The organism is Spirillospora sp. NPDC047418, from assembly GCF_040643275.1.
Taxonomy (GTDB): domain Bacteria; phylum Actinomycetota; class Actinomycetes; order Streptosporangiales; family Streptosporangiaceae; genus Spirillospora.
Genome location: NZ_JBEYTW010000017.1, coordinates 9,915 through 29,304, shown reverse-complemented (window position 1 = coordinate 29,304; position 19,390 = coordinate 9,915). Strand labels below are relative to the sequence as shown.

At 72.9% G+C, this 19,390-nt stretch carries 16 protein-coding genes; all 16 read left to right on the top strand.

The annotated features are described in order from the left end of the window. The first annotated feature begins 122 nt into the window (after positions 1–122). The 16 genes from ABZ806_RS13615 (at position 123) to narI (ending at position 19,377) form a co-directional block, all read left to right on the top strand. Positions 123–893 carry an IclR family transcriptional regulator gene (locus tag ABZ806_RS13615; protein WP_500217361.1) on the top strand — a complete coding sequence of 257 codons (771 nt, stop codon included), beginning with the start codon at positions 123–125 and terminating at the stop codon, positions 891–893. 350 nt (positions 894–1,243) lie between these two features. Continuing rightward, positions 1,244–2,515 carry an FAD-dependent oxidoreductase gene (locus ABZ806_RS13610; protein ID WP_500217358.1) on the top strand — a complete coding sequence of 424 codons (1,272 nt, stop codon included), beginning with the start codon at positions 1,244–1,246 and terminating at the stop codon, positions 2,513–2,515. 127 nt (positions 2,516–2,642) lie between these two features. Further along, entirely contained in the window at positions 2,643–3,698 is a 1,056-nt protein-coding gene (locus ABZ806_RS13605) for a class I SAM-dependent methyltransferase (protein WP_500217355.1), read from the top strand. Then, positions 3,698–3,988: a hypothetical protein gene (locus ABZ806_RS13600; protein WP_500217351.1), complete on the top strand. Its 291-nt coding sequence runs from the start codon at positions 3,698–3,700 to the stop codon at positions 3,986–3,988. The genes ABZ806_RS13605 and ABZ806_RS13600 overlap by 1 nt, the downstream gene beginning before the upstream one ends. Before the next feature lie 46 nt (positions 3,989–4,034). Further along, positions 4,035–5,588 (top strand): ABC transporter substrate-binding protein, encoded by a 1,554-nt coding sequence (locus tag ABZ806_RS13595; RefSeq protein ID WP_500217347.1) that lies wholly within the window; start codon positions 4,035–4,037, stop codon positions 5,586–5,588. Continuing rightward, a complete protein-coding gene (locus ABZ806_RS13590; RefSeq protein WP_500217344.1) occupies positions 5,588–6,685 on the top strand; it encodes a class I SAM-dependent methyltransferase in 1,098 nt (365 codons plus the stop codon). The genes ABZ806_RS13595 and ABZ806_RS13590 overlap by 1 nt, the downstream gene beginning before the upstream one ends. Continuing rightward, positions 6,685–7,752 (top strand): ABC transporter ATP-binding protein, encoded by a 1,068-nt coding sequence (locus ABZ806_RS13585; RefSeq protein ID WP_500217340.1) that lies wholly within the window; start codon positions 6,685–6,687, stop codon positions 7,750–7,752. Before ABZ806_RS13590 ends, ABZ806_RS13585 begins: the two co-directional genes overlap by 1 nt. Beyond that, positions 7,749–8,765, top strand: coding sequence for an ABC transporter ATP-binding protein (locus tag ABZ806_RS13580; RefSeq protein ID WP_500217338.1), 1,017 nt, complete (start codon positions 7,749–7,751; stop codon positions 8,763–8,765). Before ABZ806_RS13585 ends, ABZ806_RS13580 begins: the two co-directional genes overlap by 4 nt. 15 nt (positions 8,766–8,780) lie before the next feature. Beyond that, positions 8,781–9,074, top strand: coding sequence for a hypothetical protein (locus ABZ806_RS13575; protein WP_500217335.1), 294 nt, complete (start codon positions 8,781–8,783; stop codon positions 9,072–9,074). After that, a complete protein-coding gene (locus tag ABZ806_RS13570; RefSeq protein ID WP_500217333.1) occupies positions 9,071–9,997 on the top strand; it encodes an ABC transporter permease in 927 nt (308 codons plus the stop codon). Before ABZ806_RS13575 ends, ABZ806_RS13570 begins: the two co-directional genes overlap by 4 nt. Continuing rightward, entirely contained in the window at positions 9,994–10,914 is a 921-nt protein-coding gene (locus ABZ806_RS13565; protein WP_500217331.1) for an ABC transporter permease, read from the top strand. Before ABZ806_RS13570 ends, ABZ806_RS13565 begins: the two co-directional genes overlap by 4 nt. 214 nt (positions 10,915–11,128) lie before the next feature. After that, positions 11,129–12,370: an MFS transporter gene (locus ABZ806_RS13560; protein WP_500217330.1), complete on the top strand. Its 1,242-nt coding sequence runs from the start codon at positions 11,129–11,131 to the stop codon at positions 12,368–12,370. A gap of 113 nt (positions 12,371–12,483) precedes the next feature. After that, positions 12,484–16,176: a nitrate reductase subunit alpha gene (locus ABZ806_RS13555; RefSeq protein ID WP_500217535.1), complete on the top strand. Its 3,693-nt coding sequence runs from the start codon at positions 12,484–12,486 to the stop codon at positions 16,174–16,176. Then, the gene (gene narH, locus ABZ806_RS13550; protein WP_500217328.1) at positions 16,176–17,918 is read left to right on the top strand and encodes a nitrate reductase subunit beta; all 1,743 of its coding nucleotides are present in this window, start codon (positions 16,176–16,178) and stop codon (positions 17,916–17,918) included. Before ABZ806_RS13555 ends, narH begins: the two co-directional genes overlap by 1 nt. Further along, a complete protein-coding gene (narJ, locus tag ABZ806_RS13545) occupies positions 17,915–18,601 on the top strand; it encodes a nitrate reductase molybdenum cofactor assembly chaperone (protein ID WP_500217326.1) in 687 nt (228 codons plus the stop codon). The genes narH and narJ overlap by 4 nt, the downstream gene beginning before the upstream one ends. Beyond that, the gene (gene narI, locus ABZ806_RS13540; protein ID WP_500217325.1) at positions 18,598–19,377 is read left to right on the top strand and encodes a respiratory nitrate reductase subunit gamma; all 780 of its coding nucleotides are present in this window, start codon (positions 18,598–18,600) and stop codon (positions 19,375–19,377) included. The genes narJ and narI overlap by 4 nt, the downstream gene beginning before the upstream one ends. Positions 19,378–19,390: the final 13 nt, after the last annotated feature.

Below are 19,390 nucleotides of genomic sequence, written 5' to 3'. Positions count from 1 at the left end.
GTCGCGGGTAACGGCGTGCTTGGTTACTACATTGTGAGAGGATTCATTTTGCTATGTAGGAGAAGGTAGATCCTGGTCCGCCGCCGGTCAAGCCGCGGCGGGCCCGCGGACGAGGAGACGACGTGACCGAGCCGACCCGGCGGCGCAGCGGCGCGGAGAGTTCCCGCAAGGCCCTGCAGCTGCTGCTGGCCTTCGACGAGCGGCGGCACACCCGCTCCGCGGCCGACCTCGCCGCGGCGCTGGAGATGCCGATCAGCTCGGTGTACCGGTACCTGTCGGTGCTGCGCGAGACCGGCATGCTGGAGGAGGCCGGCGCGGGCGAGTACCGCCTGTCGTGGGTGTTCGTCCGGCTGGCGCGGGCCGCGCGGGCCGCCGGCGACACGCTGGAGGCGCTGGCGCGCCCGGTGCTGGCGGCGGTGGCCGAGGCCGGCGGCGAGACCACCCTGCTGATCAAGCGGATGGGCTGGAGCGCGGTCTGCGTGGACCGGGTCGACTCCCCGCACTCGGTCCGCCTGCAGTTCGACCCGGGGCAGCGGATGAGCCTGCACCGGGGGTCGGCGGCGCGCGTCCTGCTGGCGTCCATGCCGGCCGCCGACCGGCACCGCTACCTGGCGTCGGTGCCCGACCTGACCGAGCACGCCCGGGACCAGATCGAGACCGACGTCGGGACCGTCGCCCGGGTCGGCTGGGCGGAGAGCTTCGGCGAGGTCGACGAGGGCATCTGGGGCGCCTCGGCCGCGATCCGCGACCAGGGCCGGGTGGTCGCGGCGCTCGGCGTCGCCGGACCGCTCTACCGGCTCCAGCAGGACGACCGCGCCCGCATCACCGAGCTGGTGATCTCCGGGGCCGAGGAGATCTCGGCCGCGCTCACCGACGGGACCGCCTCCCCCTGACCCTCTGACCGCTGACCCTCCGCCCGCACCGCGGGCCCCGTACCCGACGGCCCCGCCGCCTCGCCTCGCGAGCGCGGCGGGGCCGTTTCGCGTGCCGGGTCCGTCTCACAATGTGCGACAAAAAGTGATCACTTTCGGTAATTTGACCAACACGTATATCCTCCGTGAAAGCGCGCAGAACCCTTGCCCTGTCGGGGATCGCGGCGCATCGTCCGAGGTTGGCGCCGTTCGGCGGGCGGATAAATCTCCCGGACGGCCATTGACGTCGTCGTGCGAGGTCCGTAGCTTCTACCGCATATTAAGTACGTGGTTACCGCATTGTGAGAGATGCGAGCAACAGGAGGAACCTCGTGCTTGTCGGCCTGAACGATCCGCGGCTGCCGCGCGACGTCGATGTGGCGATCGCCGGCCTCGGCCCGGTGGGCGCCACCGCCGCGCTCACCCTCGCCCGAGCCGGGCTGCGGGTGGCGGTCTTCGAGGAGGCCGGGCGGAACACCGGGGAACGGGACGCCGGCGAGTCGCGCGCGTCCACGTTCCATCCGCCGACCCTGGAGATCCTCGACGACCTGGGCGTCGCCGGCGAGCTGCACGAGGCCGGCCTCGTCACCGACACCTACCAGTACCGCGACCGCACCGGCGGCCTCGTCGCGCACTTCGACCTGGCCAGCATCAGCGGCGACACGCGCTTCCCGTACCGGCTGCAGAGCGAGCAGGACAACCTCGTCCGGATCATCGGCGACCGGCTGGCCGAGCTGCCGGACGTCCACCTCGTGCACGGTGCCCGGGTGCGCGCGGTCGAGACCGAGGACGGGAGCGACGCCCCCGTCACGCTGACCGTCGAGGCGGCCGGGGACGAGAAGGCGGCGCCGGTCGCCTGCCGGGCCCGCTGGGTGATCGCGGCGGACGGAGCGCACAGCACGGTGCGCCGCCACCTCGGGATCCCGTTCCCCGGCATGACCTACCCCGAGCGGTTCCTCGTGGTGTCCACCACCGACGACTTCGCCGAGCTCATCCCCGGCATCGCCGGGGTGAACTACATCGCCGACCCGGTCGAGTGGCTGGTCCTGCTGCGCACCCCGAAGCACTGGCGGGCGCTGTTCCCGATCGCGGAGGCCGAGGCCGACGGAGGCGCCCTCGACCCCGGATCGATCCAGCGCCGGCTGCGGGCGGTCGCCCCGCTGGACCGCGGCTACACGGTCTCGCACGCCCGCATCTACCGGGTGCACCAGCGGGTCGCCGAGCGCTTCCGGGCCGGCCGGGTCGTGCTGGCGGGGGACGCCGCGCACATCAACAACCCGCTCGGCGGCCTCGGCATGAACAGCGGCATCCACGACGCCGCCGCCGCGTGCGCGGCGATCCTCGCGGCCGAGGACGGCGACACCGGCGCCGTGGACGCCTACGCGACCGCCCGCCGCGCCGTCGCACGCGACTACGTCCGCGTCGTGACGCACGAGAACTGGGAGTCCCTGCAGGAGGAGGACCCGGAGCAGCGCCGCCGCCGCGCCGACGAGATGCGCCGCGCCGCCGCCGACCCGGAGCTCGCCCGCGCCCACCTGCTGCGCAGCTCGATGCTCACGGCGCGGGTCCCCGAGCCCGCCGCGGGCGTGACCGGACCGGCGTGAACCGGACCGGCCTGGAAGTGAACGGCCTGGAAGTGAACGACACGGAAGTGAACGGCACGGACGAGACCGGCGCGGCAGGGACCGGCCCGCGCCGGCCGCCGTGGAACGGATGGGAGAGGAGAAGGCCATGGATGTACCCCTGATCCAGCGCGACCGCGCGGGGCTGGAGTTCCTGGGCTCGCTGCAGGGCTACACGGGCGGGACGCTGCAGCCCGCGGCGGCCGGGCGCTACGCGGAGCTGGTCCCCGACCCGCCGGCGGCGCTGCCGGACCGGCGCCGTTCGGTGGCCGAGGCGCTCGGCGGCTACGGCCCCTGGCTGTTCGACCGGCTGCTCACCCGCTACGTCGCCGAGGAGATCTACGTCCGGGCGATCCCGGGCGCCGAGCGCGCCCGCGCGGAGATCGAGGAGTGGCTCGACGTCCCGGCCGACGCCCCCGGGTCGCTGACGCTGGACCCGGACCTGGTGCCGCCGTCGTACCACGGTGACGGCTTCCACCTGACCTACCGCGGCTGGGACGGGCACGACCTGATGGGCGTGGTCATCCACGACCTCGGCTACCGGCACGTGCTGATGCCGGGCGGCGTCGGCGCCGTCCGGGCGGGCGAGAACCTCATGGACCAGCGCACGCAGGTCGTCAGCGAGGCGCCGCGCCGCGACTACCGGCGGGTCCTGGAGCCCGGCTGCGGCAACGGGCGGTTCGCCACCGCCGTGTCCACCGTGCTGCCGGACGCCCGGTACACCGGGATCGAGCTGTCCCGGACGCAGCTGGAGTACGCGCGGGCGCGCAGCGTCCACGAGGGGCGCGCCTGGGAGCTGATCCAGGCGGCGGCCGAGGACACCGGCCTGCCGGACGCGTCCGTCGATCTGGTCGCGATCTACACGCTGTTCCACGAGACCCCGCCGAAGGCCACCGAGGCGATCCTCGCGGAGATGTTCCGGGTGCTGGAGCCCGGCGGAGACCTGGTGATCGGCGAGATCGCCCCGTACGAGCGCAACGACGCGTTCCGGTCGGTCGTCCTGGACTGGGAGACCGACAACCGCGGCGAGCCGTTCATGCGCTCCTACCTCCAGCTGGACCTGCCGGGCCTGGTCGAGCGGGCCGGCTTCACCGGCGTCGAGGCCTACGGCATCGGCAAGGGCGACTACCCCTGGATCGTGCGGGCGCGCAAGGAGGAGAAGTGATGACCGGCCAGCCGCGGTACCTGGAGTCCGACCGGCTCGACGAGATCACCCGGATGCTGACCGAGCTGGCCTCGGAGGTGTGGATCCTGCGGGACCGCACCCTCGTGCTGGAGCACCTGCTCCGCGAGCGCGGCTGCCTGGACGAGGACGCGGTCGACGCGCTGCGCCCGTCGCAGGAGCTGCTGGCGAGGCTCGGCGAGGAGCGCGGCGCGTTCGTCGCCCGCGTGTTCGGCGCCGTCCTGGACCCCGGCGCCCGGACGGCGGCCGCGGTGTCCGCCGCCACCCCCTGATCCGTCCGTCCACCACCAACGAAGAACGACACAGAAGGAGCGACCAGTGGGCGAGAGTCCTCTTCGCGGGTTCGGCGCGGCCCTCGACCGGCGGGGGTTCCTGCGCTCCGGGCTGGCTCTCGGCGGCGCGGTGGCCGGCGCGGGCCTGCTCGGCGCGTGCGGCGGCCCCGGCTCCTCGGGCGGAGGCGGCGGCCGCAAGGGCCTGGTCATCGGGACGGTCGTCGTCGACGACACGATGAACCCGATGGAGGAGCAGTACACGACCTTCCAGTTCAACGCCTTCGACGGGCTCGTCCGCCAGCTGCGCGGGGACACCGAGGCGGTGCCGCGCCTGGCGCGGGAGTGGGAGCGCAAGGGCGACACGGTCTGGCGGTTCCGCCTGCGGGACGGCGCCGCGTTCCACAACGGCGCGAAGGTGACGGCCGACGACGTTGTGTTCAGCTTCACCGAGCTGCTCGGCAAGAAGTACGCCAACGCCTCCACGATCGAGTCGATCAAGTCGGTCCGCAAGGTCGACGCCGCGACGGTCGAGATCGAGACCAGGGCCCCCGACCCGCTGCTGCTGGCCCGGATCGGCCAGGTCTTCATCGTGCCCAAGGCGTACTGGACGCAGAAGGGCGCCGACGGCTTCGCCAAGGCGCCGATCGGGTCGGGACCGTTCACGATCAAGAGCTTCGCCCCGGACAGCGGCATCGAGTTCGCCGCGTTCGACGGCTTCTGGGGCACCAGGCCGAAGTCGCCGGAGATCACGCTGCGCTACTTCACCGACGCCGGCGCGATGGCGTCGGCGCTGCAGGCCGGGGAGATCGACGCGGCGCAGAACCTCGGCGCCGAGACGATCAAGACGCTGAACGGGCGGGACGGGCTGACCGTCCGCACCGACTTCAGCGGCAACCAGAACATGTTCCAGCTCAACACGGGCAAGGCCCCGTTCAACGACCCCAAGGTCCGGCAGGCCGCGGTCAAGGCCATCGACGCGCAGGCGCTGATCGACGCGATGACCTACGGCGCCGGGGTGCTGGAGGACGGGCAGATCCCGGTGAAGGGCGTGTTCGGGTACAGCGCCGACCTCCACCGTCCCGCGCACGACCTGGCGGAGGCCAAGAGCCTGCTCAAGGCGGCGGGCGCGGTGGGCGCCGAGATCGAGATCTTCGGGATGTCGATCTACAAGAAGCTGTACGAGGCGGTCGGCGCGCAGCTCCAGCAGGCCGGCTTCAAGCCGAAGATCAACGCGGTGGAGGTGCCGGTCTGGGTCAAGACGTTCCGGAGCGGCTCGGACGCCGACATCTTCTACCGGGGCGCGTCCTACACCGGCATCTTCGACGCCGACCGCCCGTACCGGTTCGTGTCGTCGTCGAACAAGCCGTTCGTCGAGGACTCCAAGTGGGACGACCTGATGAAGGCGCAGAGCACCGAGATGGACTCCGCCAAGCGTGCGAAGAAGCTCGTCGACTGCGCCCGCTACCTGCAGGACCAGTCCTACATCCTCTACACCTACGGCGGTCCCACCGTCGGCGGCCACCGCGAGGGCGTGTCCGGGTTCGACAACAGCAACGGCCTGATGCTGCTCCTCGACCAGATCACCAAGCAGGACACCTGATGCCGGACGCAGACCGGGCCGCGTCCGTGCCGGACGGCATGAACCCCGACGTCGTGCTGGAGCAGCGCGGCCGGGCCGAACTGGAGTTCCTCGCCGGGATGCGGGCGGCGCTGGCGCCGCTGCGCGCCCGGGTGCGGGACCGGGTCGAGGCGTCCGGGCGGGTCGCGGCCTGGGCCGACGACCCGGACGCCGACATCGCCGTCCTGCGCGACGCGGTCGCCGCCGAGCTGGCCGGGACGACCGAGCAGGACGTCGTCGGCGCCGCGCTGCGCTGGAACCGGCGGCTGCTCACGCCGCGCGCCGAGGACGCCTTCGCGGCCCGCCGCGACGTCCTGGAGGCCCTCGCCGCCGCCCCGGATCCGGACGCGATCGCCGACCGGGGCGACGCGGCGGTCCCGCGCTACTGGAGGTACGAGTTCCACGGCACCCGGGGCGGCTGGGACGGCCACGAGCACATGGGGTTCGTCCACCACGAGCTGGTCTACCGGTACCTGCTGGTGCCCGCCTTCGGCGACATCTTCGCGCAGCGGGCGAAGGTCGCCGCCGCGGCGCCGCGCGACGACTACGCGGCGATCTGCGACCTCGGCTGCGGGACCGGGCAGTACACGCTCAAGCTCGCCCAGCACTACCCGGGCGCCCGGATCACGGGCGTCGACCTGTCGGCCGCGTCGCTGCGCTACGCCCAGCGGCGCGCCGCCGACCGGGGGATGCGCTGGGACCTGCTGCGCGCCCCGGCCGAGGACACCGGGCTGCCGGCCGGAGGCCAGGACCTGGTGACCTCGTTCATCCTGCTGCACGAGATCCCGCCGCACGCGGTGGAGAAGGTGTTCGCGGAGGCGTTTCGGCTGCTGCGCCCCGGCGGCGACCTCGTCTTCTCCGACGTGGCGCCCTACCGGCGGCGCGGCGCCCACCAGGCGTGGCTGGACGACTGGGACGCCGAGAACGGCCACGAGCCGTGGTGGCGGACCACCGCGCAGGCCGACCTGGCCGCCGTCGCCGAGGCGGCCGGGTTCACCGGCGTCCGGCAGGAGGCGCTCGGCCCCGGCTCCTACCCGTGGGTGACGATCGCCCGCCGGCCGGAGGAAGGAGGGACCTGATGGGCCGCGTCGAAGTGACCGGCACGCCGTCGCCCGCGCAGGACCACGCCAAGGACCGCGCCGCGGACCGCGCCGGGGACGGTATGGCGCTCGGCCTGCGGGACGTGCGGGTGTCGCTGCCCACCGCCCGGGGCGAGCTGAGCATCCTGCGCGGGGTGACGTTCGGCGTCGCGCGCGGCGAGATCGTCGCGGTCGCCGGCGAGTCGGGGTCGGGCAAGTCGACCTCGATCCTCGCGGCGCTGCGGCTGCTGCCGGCGGGGGCGCGGGTCACCGGCTCGATCGAGTGCGGCGGCGACGACGTCCTCGGCATGCCCCGGCGGGAGCTGCGGCGGCTGCGGGCGGGCCGTGCCCGCATGGTCTTCCAGGACCCGTGGCGGGCGCTGCACCCGATGAAGCGGATCGGCGCGCAGCTGGTCGAGTCGGCGCGGACCGCCGACCCCGGCCTGTCCAAGGACGCCGCCCGCACACTCGCCGCCGAGACCCTGGGCCGGGTCGGCATCCCCGACCCCGGGTCGCGGATGCGGGCCTACCCGCACGAGATCTCCGGCGGCCAGGCGCAGCGCATCGTCATCGCGATGGCGCTCGTCGCCCGGCCGGCGGTGCTGCTGTGCGACGAGCCGACCACCGCGCTGGACGTCACCACGCAGGCCCAGATCCTGGAGCTGCTCCGCGACCTGAACCGGGAGCTGGGCCTGTCGATCGTGATCGCCACCCACGACCTGGACGTCATCGCCGACATCGCCGACCGGCTCGTGGTGATGTACGCGGGCGCGGTCGTGGAGGAGGGCCCGACCGCCGACGTGCTGGCCGGGCCCCGCCACCCCTACACGCACGCGCTGCTGCGGGCCGCGCCCGGGCTCGCCGGGGGAGGCCGCCTGCGGGCCATCGCGGGACGGCCGCCGGCGCCGGCCGAGGAACCGGCGGGCTGCGCGTTCGCCGCCCGCTGCCCGAGCGCGCACGACATCTGCTCGGCCGTCCGGCCCGAACCCCGCCCGGTGCTGCCCGGCCGGATCGCGGCGTGCCTGCGCGCCGAGGGCTACGGCGCCGTCCCGGGAGGAGGTTCATGACCGGCGAGACCGTGGCCCGCGTCAGCGGGCTGGTGAAGGACTTCCGGGTCCCGGGCGGGCGCCCGCTGCGGGCCGTCGACGACGTCACCCTCGCGGTGGGGCGCGGCGAGACGCTCGGGCTCGTCGGCGAGTCCGGCAGCGGGAAGTCGACGCTGGCGCGGATGCTGATCCGGCTGGAGCGCCCCACCGCCGGGCGGATCGAGTTCGAGGGCGCCGACATCACGGCGATGCGCGGCGCGGCGCTGCGCGGCCACGTCCGCCGCCGGATGGCGATGGTGTTCCAGAGCTCGTCGACGTCCCTGAACCCCTACCAGCGGATCGGGGACGTGCTCGCCGAGCCGCTCCGCGCGCACCGCGTCGGCGACGGGGCGTCCCGCCGCGCGGCGGTCGCGGCGATGATGGAGCGCGTCGGGCTCGACCCCGCGTTCACCGGCCGCTACCCGCACGAGCTGTCCGGCGGGCAGCGGCAGCGCGTCGGCATCGCCCGCGCGCTGATGCTCGACCCGTCGCTGATCGTCGCGGACGAGCCCACCGCGTCCCTGGACGTCTCGGTGCAGGCGCAGGTGGTGAACCTGCTGCAGGACCTGCAGGCCGAGCTCGGGCTGTCGTACCTGTTCATCACGCACGACCTCGGCCTGGTCGAGCACCTCAGCCACCGGATCGCCGTGCTGTACCTGGGGCGGCTGGTGGAGATCGGCGACACCGCGCGGATCTTCGCCGCGCCCGCGCACCCCTACACGGCGACGCTCGTGTCGATGCGCCGGGACGCCGAGCACCGGATCGTCCCGGCCGGGGAGATCCCCTCGCCGGCCGACCGGCCGTCCGGGTGCGTGTTCCGGTCCCGCTGCCCGATCGCGCGGGACGTCTGCGCCGCCGAGGCCCCGCCGCAGGCGGAGATCGCCCCCGGGCACCTGGCCGCGTGCCACTTCCCCGGCGAGCTCCAGCCGGGCGGCGGCGACGCCCCCGTCCGCACCCCGGCGGCCCCGCCGCTGGTCACCCCGATGCTCTCCTAGAAAGGCGGTGCGACCATGCCTGGATTCGCCGTCGACGACCCCCGCCACCTGGACGGGAAGGTGCCCCTGGACGCGCTGTTCAACGCGCTGATGGAGGTGGCCTCCGAGGTCTGGGTGCTGCGCGACCGCTTCGCCGTCCTGGAGGAGGTCCTGCGCGAGCGCGGCACCATCACCCGGGACGACATCGAGCTGCTGCAGCCCGGCCCCGAGCTGGCCGAGCGCCTGGCGGCCGACCGCCGGACGTTCCTGGAGCGGATCATGGAGGCGCTGGCCGCCGCGCCGCCGGCCGGGGAGCGGGACCACCGGTGACCGGCTACATCGTCCGGCGGCTGCTGCTGATCGCGCTGGTCGCCTGCGGCGTGTCGACGTTCCTGTTCGCGCTGTCGCGGCTGTCCGGCGACCCCGCGGTGCTGCTGTCGCCGCCCGACGCGTCCGCCGAGGTGGTGGAGGCGACCCGGAGCCGGCTCGGCCTGGACGCGCCGGTCGCGGTGCAGTACCTGGACGCGCTGCGCAGCTCGTTCACCCTCGACTTCGGCGAGTCGTTCGCGTTCGGCCGGCCGGCCGCGCAGATGGTGTTCGAGCGGCTCGGCCCGAGCCTGTGGATCGTGGTGCCGGCGATCGTCCTGTCGGTGCTGCTGTCGTTCGGCATCGGCGTGGCGGCGGCGCTGCGCCCCGGGCGGCTCAGCGGGCGCCTGATCATGGCGGGCACCTTCCTGCTCGGCAGCGTCCCCTACTTCTGGATGGCGCTGCTGCTGGTGCTGCTGTTCGCCGTCCGGCTGGGCTGGCTCCCGGCGACCGGCAACAGCGGCTACGGCAGCCTCGTCATCCCGGTGGCGGCGCTCACCATCACGGCCGTGTCGACCAGCACGCGGATCGCCCGCGGCCAGCTGCTCGACTCCTTCGGCGAGGGGCACGTGCTCACCGCCCGGTCCAAGGGCGTGCCGCCGTGGCGGGTGCTGCTCGGCCACGCGCTGCCCGGCGCGCTGCCGCCCATGCTGGCCTGGCTCGGCATCGAGTTCTCGTTCCTGTTCAGCTCGCTGCTGATCCTGGAGCCGCTGCTCGGCTACAACGGCCTCGGCGCGCTGCTGATCCGCGGGGTGTCGAACCAGGACTTCCCGCTGGTGCAGGCGAGCGTGTTCTGCATGGCCATGCTGATCACCCTGGTCAACATCGGCATGGACGTGGTCGTCCGGCTGGTGGACCCCCGGCTGCGGACGGAGGCGGCCGCATGACGTCGCTCACGAAGGACCCGGCCACGGGCGCGACGGAGGCCGCGGCGCCGCCGAGCCGGTCGCGGGCCGCCGAGATCGCCGGGCGGGTCTGGTCGGACGGGGCCGGCAGGGTCGCGGTGGTCCTGCTGGCCGTGCTGGCGGTGGCGGCGCTGGCCGCGCCGCTGCTCGCCCCCTACGACCCGGTCGCGCAGGACCTGGCGGAGGCGGCGCGGGCGCCGTCCTGGAGCCACCCGCTCGGCACCGACACCCTCGGCCGGGACGTGCTCAGCCGGCTGCTGTACGGGCTGCGGCTCAGCATGGCGATCGGGATCGTCACCGCGACGGCGTCCGCGGTCTTCGGGCTGCTGCTCGGGCTCGTCGCGGGCTACTACGAGAAGAGCATCGGCATGGTGCTGATGCGGGTCGCCGACATCCAGTTCGCGGTGCCGTTCGTCGCGGTCGGCGTGGCGCTGGCCGCCGTGGTCGGCCCCGGCATCGTCAAGCTGATGGTCATCCTGGCGCTGTGGGGGTGGGTCAACTACGCGCGCACGATCGCCAACTCGGTGGCGCAGGTCCGGCGGCTGGAGTTCGTCACCGCCGCGCGGACGCTCGGGACCCGCATCCCGGCGATCATGCTGCGGCACATCGCGCCCAGCGTGCTCGGCCCGGTGATCATCCTGTGGTCGACCAGCGCGGGCGTGCTGGTGCTGGTGGAGAGCGCGCTGAGCCTGCTGTCACTCGGCGTCCAGCCGCCCGGGTTCTCCCTCGGCAGCATGCTGGCCGACTCGCGCGCCACGCTGCAGCTCGCCTGGTGGGCGACGGTGTTCCCGGGCCTGGCGATCATGGCGATCGTGGTGGCGTTCAACCTGCTGGGCGACGCCCTGCGCGACGCGTTCAACCCGTCCGTCCGCACCCGGCACGACCCGGAACTGTGGTGACCGCCGCCGGCCGCGCGGGGTCGTGACCCGCCTCGGGCGCGGCTCCGCCCGCCGCGCTCCATGAAGGGACCCTTGGAAGGACGAAGGTCCCTTCATGGAGCGCACCGCTTTCAGCGAAGGTGAAACCGGCGGGTAGCCGATCATGGTTACCCTGCCTGAGGTTGGGGAAGGCCCAACGGCACTGCGCTGGGAGCGATGGAGAATGGTGCGGCAGGTGACGGAAGCTCGGCAGGAGACCGGACCCGGGCCGGCGGAGCCCGGGCGGGCCGCCGGAGGCGGGCGGCCGTGGGTCATGCTGGTGATGGCCACCCTCGGATTCGCGGTGAACTTCTGGGCGTGGGCGCTGCTGAGCCCGCTCGCGCCCGGGCTCAAGGACGCGCTGAGGCTGACGTCGTTCGAGCAGTCGCTGCTCGTGGCGGTGCCCGTGCTGGTGGGGTCGCTCGGCCGGATCCCGGTGGGGGCGCTGACCGACCGGTTCGGCGGGCGGGTGATGTTCCCCGCGGTGTCGCTGATCACGATCGTGCCCGTCCTCTACCTGGGGCTCGCGGGGCACTCGTCGCTGCCCGCGCTGCTGGCGGGCGGCTTCTTCCTCGGGATCGGGGGGACGGCGTTCGCGATCGGGGTCCCCTTCGTGAACGCGTGGTTCCCCCCGGAGCGGCGCGGCCTCGCGATCGGGATCTTCGGCGCGGGCATGGGCGGCACCGCCGTCAGCGCGCTGACCACCGTCAAGGAGGCCGACAGGTGGGGGACGGAGACCCCCTTCGTGGTGATGGCCGTCCTGCTCGCCGTCTACGCGGCCGCCTCGTGGTTCGTGCTGCGGGAGGCGCCGGGGCGCACCGCGCCGGCCGAGCCGCTCGCCGCGCGGCTGGCGGCGACGGCCAGGCTCGGCGTCACCTGGCAGATGTCGGCGCTCTACGCGGTCGCGTTCGGCGGCTACGTCGCCTTCTCGGTGTACCTGCCCACCTACCTGAAGGCCGAGTACGGGCTGTCCACGGCCGACGCCGCGAACCGGATGGCCGGGTTCGTGCTGCTGGCCGTGGTGATGCGGCCGGTCGGCGGCTGGCTGTCGGACCGGCTCGGCGCGGTCCGGGTGATGACGGTCTCGCTGGCGGTGACGGTGGCCGGCGCGGTGGTCCAGTCGTTCGCGCCGGCGCTGATGCCGGTCGGGACGATCGCGTTCCTGGCCATGGCGGCCGCGCTCGGCGCGGGCAGCGGCGCGACGTTCGCGCTGGTCGCCCAGCTGGCCCCGGCGAACAAGGTCGGCGCGGTGACCGGCGTGGTCGGTGCCGCGGGCGGCCTCGGCGGGTTCGTCCCGCCGCTGCTGATGGGCGCCCTGTGGGGCAGCCTCGGCGAGTACCGGATCGGCCTGCTGCTGCTCTCCCTCGTGGCCGCCGCGGCCGGGGTGTTCACCGCGACGAGCGTCCGGCGCGCCGTGGCGACGCGCCGGGCCACCTGAAATCACACCGACCCGCCGGAGACCGGCGAGACGATGCACTCCGGGGGCGATTTCTCCCTAGATGATGCGGAAGAAGGGGATCCGAGTTGAGTTCGACCCATGGCCGGCCGGGGATGGACGGCCCGCTGGAAGACGCGCTGGTGGGCACGCGCAGGTACTTCACCCGCGCGCGCGTGTCACCGGACCTGCGGACCATGACCAAGAAGGGCGGCCGTGAGGCGGACGCCTTCTACCGCGACCGGTGGTCGCACGACAAGGTGGTGCGCTCCACCCACGGGGTGAACTGCACCGGGTCGTGCTCCTGGAAGGTGTACGTCAAGGACGGCATCATCACCTGGGAGGCGCAGCAGACCGACTACCCGTCGGTCGGCCCCGACCGCCCCGAGTACGAGCCGCGCGGCTGCCCGCGCGGCGCGTCGTTCTCCTGGTACACCTACTCGCCCACCCGGGTGCGCTACCCCTACGTCCGCGGCGTCCTGCTGGAGATGTACCGGGAGGCCAGGGCCAGGACGGGCGACCCGGTGCAGGCGTGGCGCGAGATCGTCTCCGACCCGGAGAAGGCCCGCGCCTACAAGGACGCGCGGGGACGCGGCGGCCTGGTGCGGGCGACGTGGGACGAGGCGACCGAGATGATCGCCGCCGCGCACGTCCACACGATCAAGGAGTTCGGGCCCGACCGGGTCGCCGGGTTCTCCCCGATCCCGGCGATGTCGATGGTGTCGCACGCGTCCGGCGCCCGGTTCGTGTCCATGCTCGGCGGGACGATGCTGTCGTTCTACGACTGGTACGCCGACCTCCCGGTGGCGTCCCCGCAGGTGTTCGGCGACCAGACCGACGTCCCCGAGTCGGGCGACTGGTGGGACGCCGGCTACCTCATCATGTGGGGCTCCAACGTGCCGGTCACCCGCACCCCCGACGCGCACTGGATGACCGAGGCCCGGTACCGGGGCCAGAAGGTCGTCGCGGTGTCCCCGGACTACGCCGACAACGTCAAGTTCGCCGACGAGTGGCTCGCCGCCCAGCCGGGCACCGACGGCGCCCTGGCGATGGCCATGGGCCACGTCGTCCTCAAGGAGTTCTTCGTCGACCGGCAGGCCGCGTACTTCACCGACTACGTGAAGCGCTACAGCGACCTGCCGTTCCTGGTGCGCGTCGAGGAGCGCGACGGGACGTACGTGCCCGGCAAGTTCCTCACCGCGGCCGACCTGCCGGGCGCCGAGGCCGAGTCCGAGAACGCCGCGTTCAAGACCGTGATCCTGGACGCCGCCACCGGCCGCCCGCTCGTCCCGAACGGGTCGCTCGGCTTCCGCTACGGCGAGTCCGGCAAGGGCAAGTGGAACCTGGACCTGGGCGACGCCGACCCCCTGCTGTCCGTCGCGGCCGGCGAGGCCGGCGCGGGCGGTGCGGGCGGCGAGGCGGTGGAGATCGAGCTGGCCCGGTTCGACGGCATCGACGGCGCGCCGGGAACGCTGCGCCGGGGCGTGCCCGTCCGCACCGTCGGCGGCCACCTGGTCACGACCGTGTTCGACCTGCTGCTCGCCCAGTACGGCGTCGGGCGCGACGGCCTGCCCGGGACCTGGCCCACCGGGTACGACGACGCCTCCGAGCCCGGCACCCCGGCGTGGCAGGAGACCATCACCGGCGTCCCGGCGCAGGCCGCCGAGCGGATCGGCCGCGAGTACGCGGCCAACGCCGAGGAGACCCGCGGCCGCTCGATGATCATCATGGGCGCGGGCACCAACCACTGGTTCCACTCCGACACCATCTACCGGACGTTCCTCGCGCTGACCACGCTGACCGGCGGGCAGGGCGTGAACGGCGGCGGCTGGGCGCACTACGTCGGGCAGGAGAAGTGCCGCCCGGTCACCGGGTGGGCGCAGCTGGCGTTCGGGCTCGACTGGTCCCGGCCGCCCCGGCAGATGATCGGCACCGCGTTCTTCTACCTGCACACCGACCAGTTCCGCTACGACCAGTTCGACGCGGGCGCCCTGTCGGCGGCGACCGGCGGCGGGACGTTCGCGGGGCGCTCCACCGCCGACGTGATCGCGCAGGCGGCGCGGCTCGGCTGGATGCCGTCCTACCCGACGTTCGACCGCAACCCGCTGACCCTCGCCGACGAGGCGGAGGCCGCCGGGAAGCAGGCCGGCGAGTACATCGTCGGCGAGCTGAAGGCCGACCGGCTCAAGTTCGCCTGCCAGGACCCGGACGCCCCGGAGAACTTCCCCCGCGTCCTGACGGTCTGGCGGTCCAACCTGCTCGGGTCGTCCGCCAAGGGCAACGAGTACTTCCTGCGGCACCTGCTCGGCGCCGCCGACGCCGTCCGCGCGGAGGAGACGCCGCCCGAGGCCCGGCCGGAGGAGGTCGTCTGGCGGGACGAGGCCCCGGCGGGCAAGCTCGACCTGCTGCTGTCGCTGGACTTCCGGATGACCAGCACCACCGTCTACTCCGACATCGTGCTGCCGGCGGCGACCTGGTACGAGAAGCACGACCTGAACACGACCGACATGCACCCGTTCGTCCACTCGTTCAACCCGGCGATCGGGCCGCCCTGGCAGACCCGCAGCGACTGGCGCGCGTTCCAGGACATCGCGACCGCGTTCAGCCGGCTCGCCGAGGGGCACCTCGGCGTCCGCAAGGACGTCGTCGCCGTGCCGCTGCTGCACGACACCCCCGACGAGATGGCGACCCCGCACGGCCGCGTCCTGGACTGGGCGAAGGGCGAGTGCGAGCCGATCCCCGGCGTGACGATGCCGAAGCTCGTCACGGTCGAGCGCGACTACCCGGCGATCGCGGCGAAGATGACCGCGCTCGGCCCGCTCGCCGAGCGGCTCGGCGCCACCACCAAGGGCGTCACGTTCGACCTGGAGCGGGAGGTCGAGTACCTCGGGCACAAGAACGGCGTCGTGCGCGGCGGGCCGGCCGACGGCCGCCCCTCGCTGAAGCGGGACGTGCACGCCTGCGAGATGATCCTCGCGTTCTCCGGCACGACGAACGGGCACCTGGCCACGCAGGGCTTCAAGACGGTGGAGAAGCGCACCGGAACGAAGCTCGCCGACCTCGCCGCCGAGCACGAGGGCAAGCAGATCACGTTCGCCGACACCCAGGCCGCCCCCGTGCCCGTCATCACCTCCCCGGAATGGTCGGGGTCGGAGAGCGGCGGGCGCCGCTACTCGCCGTTCACCATCAACGTCGAGCGGCTGAAGCCCTGGCACACCCTCACCGGGCGGCAGCACTTCTACCTCGACCACGACTGGATGGCCGAGCTGGGCGAGCAGCTGCCGACATTCCGGCCGCCGCTCAACATGTCCGCCCTGTTCGGCGAGCCGGAGCTGGGGGAGACGGGCGAGCTGGGGCTGACCGTCCGCTACCTCACCCCGCACAACAAGTGGTCGATCCACTCCGAGTACCAGGACAACCTGTTCATGCTGTCGCTGTCGCGCGGCGGCCCGGTGATCTGGATGAGCGGGGTGGACGCGGCCAAGATCGGCGTCCGCGACAACGACTGGATCGAGGCGGTCAACCGCAACGGCGTCGTCGTCGCCCGCGCGATCGTCACCCACCGGATGCCCGAGGGCACCGTGTACATGTACCACGCGCAGGACAAGCTGATCGACGTTCCGCGCGCGGAGACGTCCGGCCGCCGCGGCGGCATCCACAACTCCCTGACCCGGCTGCTGATCAAGCCGAGTCACCTCGTCGGCGGGTACGCGCAGCTGTCGTTCGCGTTCAACTACCTCGGGCCGACCGGCAACCAGCGCGACGAGATCACCGTCATCCGCCGCCGCTCCCAGGAGGTGCAGTACTGATGCGCGTCATGGCGCAGATGTCGATGGTGATGAACCTCGACAAGTGCATCGGATGCCACACATGCTCGGTCACCTGCAAGCAGGCGTGGACGAACCGCAGCGGCGTCGAGTACGTCTGGTTCAACAACGTCGAGACCCGCCCCGGCCAGGGCTACCCCCGGCGGTACGAGGACCAGGAGAAGTGGCGCGGCGGCTGGGTGCTCAACAAGCGCGGGCGGCTCGCGCTCAGGGGCGGCGGCCGCTGGCACAAGCTGGTGACGATCTTCTCCAACCCGAAGCTGCCCGGGATCGACGACTACTACGAGCCCTGGACCTACGACTACGAGACCCTCACCAACGCGCCGCTGCAGGAGCACACGCCGGTCGCCCGGCCGAAGTCGCTGCTGTCCGGCAAGGACATGAAGGTCTCGTGGTCGGCGAACTGGGACGACGACCTCGGCGGTTCCGTGGACCACCTGGACAAGGACGTCCTGCTCAAGGACATCTCCGCCAAGGTCAAGGCCGAGTTCGACAACACCTTCATGTTCTACCTGCCGCGGATCTGCGAGCACTGCCTCAACCCGTCCTGCGCGGCGTCCTGCCCGTCCGGCGCGATCTACAAGCGCGCCGAGGACGGCATCGTCCTCGTCGACCAGGACAAGTGCCGCGGCTGGCGGATGTGCGTGTCCGGCTGCCCCTACAAGAAGATGTACTTCAACCACCGGACCGGCAAGGCCGAGAAGTGCACCTTCTGCTTCCCGCGCATCGAGGTCGGCCTGCCGACGGTGTGCGCCGAGACCTGCGTCGGGCGGCTCCGCTACATCGGCCTCATCCTCTACGACGCCGACAAGGTGCTGGAGGCGGCGTCCACGCCCGACGACGGCGACCTGTACGAGGCGCAGCGCGGCGTGTTCCTCGACCCGAACGACCCCGAGGTCATCGCGGCGGCCGAGCGCGAGGGCATCCCGCAGGACTGGATCGAGGCCGCCCAGCGGTCCCCGATCTACGCGCTCATCAACACCTTCAAGGTGGCGCTGCCGCTGCACCCGGAGTACCGGACGATGCCGATGGTCTGGTACATCCCGCCGCTGTCGCCGGTCGTGGACGTCATCCGCGACACCGGCCACGACGCCGAGGACAGGGGCAACCTGTTCGCGGCGATCGACGCGCTGCGCATCCCCGTCGAGTACCTGGCGGAGCTGTTCACCGCCGGGGACACCGCGGTCGTCGACGGCGTCCTGCGCCGGCTCGCCGCGATGCGCTCCTACATGCGCGACATCAACCTCGGCCGCGAGCCCGACCTCGCCATCCCCGAGGGCGTCGGGATGACCGGCGAGGAGATGTACGACATGTACCGGCTGCTGGCGCTCGCCAAGTACGACGAGCGGTACGTGATCCCGACGGCGCACGCCGAGGACGCGCACAGCCTGGAGGAGATCGCCACCGAGTGCAGCCTGAACTACGACGGCGGCCCCGGCATGGGCGGCGCGGAGCTGCCCGGCGGCTCCGGCCCGTTCGGCGAGGCGTCCGGGCGGCCGAACCCGATCGCGGTGGAGAACTTCCACATGCTGCGGGCGCGGCAGACCTCCGACAACCCCGTCGACCCGGCCGACAAGCACAAGCGCGTCAACCTGCTCAACTGGGACGGCAAGGGCGCCCCCGCCGGGCTGTTCCCCGAACGCGCGGGCGACTCGGAGGTCGGTCCGAGCGGCACCAACCCGCCCGCCGACTCGGGGCCCGCCGAAACGGAGCGCAAGCCGTGAGGATCAGATCCCCGAAGAAGCCCGGCCTCGGCGACGCCGAGCTGGCCACCGCCTGGCAGGCGGCGTCGCTGCTGATCGGCTACCCCGACGAGGAGCTGCTCGGGCGGCGCCCGCTGCTGCGCCGCGCGGTCGCGGGCCTGCCGGAGCCGGTCGCGGAGCCGCTCGGCCGCGTCCTGGACCACCTGGACGCGACGCCGCGGCAGGACCTGGCGGCCGACTACGTCGCCACGTTCGACTACCGCAAGCGGTGCTGCCTCTACCTGACCTACTACGCCTACGGCGACACCCGCAAGCGGGGCATGGCCCTGCTGCGGTTCAAGCAGGCGTACCAGGCGGCCGGGCTCGACCTGGACGACGGCGAGCTGCCCGACCACCTGGCCGTGGTGCTGGAGTTCGCCGCGACCGGCGACCCCGTGCAGGGGCGGCGGCTGCTGATCGAGCACCGCGCCGGCCTGGAGCTGCTGCGCCTCGCGCTGACCGAGGCCGGGTCGCCGTGGGCGCCCGTCCTGGACGCGGTCGCGGCGACCCTGCCGCCGCTGACCGGCCGCACCGAGGACGCCGTCGCCCGCCTCATCGCCGAGGGGCCGCCCGACGAGTCGGTCGGCCTCGCCCCCTACGGCGCCGACGCCGCCGCCATGGGCCCCGTCCTGCTGCCCGATCCCGTCGTTGGAGCCCCGTCATGACCCCCACCCTGCCCGTCCTCGCCGCGGAGAGCGGCGGCGACCCGGGCGTCACCGGCACCCTGCTGTGGGTCGCCCTGCCCTACGTCACCATCGCGGTGTTCGTCCTCGGGCACATCTGGCGGTACCGCTACGACAAGTTCGGCTGGACGACCCGCTCGTCCCAGCTGTACGAGCGGCGGCTGCTGCGCATCGGCAGCCCGCTGTTCCACTTCGGGATCCTGGTCGTCGCGCTCGGCCACGTCGGCGGGCTCGTCATCCCCGACGGCTGGACCGAGGCGGTCGGCGTCACCGAGCACATGTACCACGTGGTCGCCGTGGTCCTCGGGACGATCGCCGGGTTCTGCACGCTGGCGGGCCTCGCGATCCTGATCTACCGGCGCCGGACGGTCGGCCCGGTGTTCCTCGCGACCACCCGCAACGACAAGCTGATGTACGTGGTGCTGGCGGGCACCATCGTCATCGGGCTGGCCGCGACGGTCGCGGCCAACATCATCGGCGACGGCTACAACTACCGGGAGACGATCTCCCCGTGGTTCCGGTCGGTGTTCTACCTCCAGCCGGACCCGGAGCTGATGACCGGCGTGCCGATCCTGTTCCAGCTGCACGCGCTCAGCGCGCTGCTGCTGTTCTGCATCTGGCCGTTCACGCGGCTGGTGCACATGCTCACCGCCCCGGTCGGCTACCTGACGCGCCCCTACATCGTCTACCGCAGCCGCGACGAGCACCTCGGCATGCACGAGACGCGCCGGGGGTGGGAACGGGTCCAGCGCCCCTGACCCGCACGTGGTC

Coding starts and splice junctions, on each gene's coding strand:
- ABZ806_RS13600 (WP_500217351.1), top strand. CDS start 3,698: ATGACCGGCCAGCCGCGGTACCTGGAGTCCGACCGGCTCGACGAGATC.
- ABZ806_RS13590 (WP_500217344.1), top strand. CDS start 5,588: ATGCCGGACGCAGACCGGGCCGCGTCCGTGCCGGACGGCATGAACCCC.
- ABZ806_RS13605 (WP_500217355.1), top strand. CDS start 2,643: ATGGATGTACCCCTGATCCAGCGCGACCGCGCGGGGCTGGAGTTCCTG.
- narI (WP_500217325.1), top strand. CDS start 18,598: ATGACCCCCACCCTGCCCGTCCTCGCCGCGGAGAGCGGCGGCGACCCG.
- narH (WP_500217328.1), top strand. CDS start 16,176: ATGCGCGTCATGGCGCAGATGTCGATGGTGATGAACCTCGACAAGTGC.
- ABZ806_RS13565 (WP_500217331.1), top strand. CDS start 9,994: ATGACGTCGCTCACGAAGGACCCGGCCACGGGCGCGACGGAGGCCGCG.
- ABZ806_RS13575 (WP_500217335.1), top strand. CDS start 8,781: ATGCCTGGATTCGCCGTCGACGACCCCCGCCACCTGGACGGGAAGGTG.
- ABZ806_RS13580 (WP_500217338.1), top strand. CDS start 7,749: ATGACCGGCGAGACCGTGGCCCGCGTCAGCGGGCTGGTGAAGGACTTC.
- ABZ806_RS13585 (WP_500217340.1), top strand. CDS start 6,685: ATGGGCCGCGTCGAAGTGACCGGCACGCCGTCGCCCGCGCAGGACCAC.
- ABZ806_RS13555 (WP_500217535.1), top strand. CDS start 12,484: ATGGACGGCCCGCTGGAAGACGCGCTGGTGGGCACGCGCAGGTACTTC.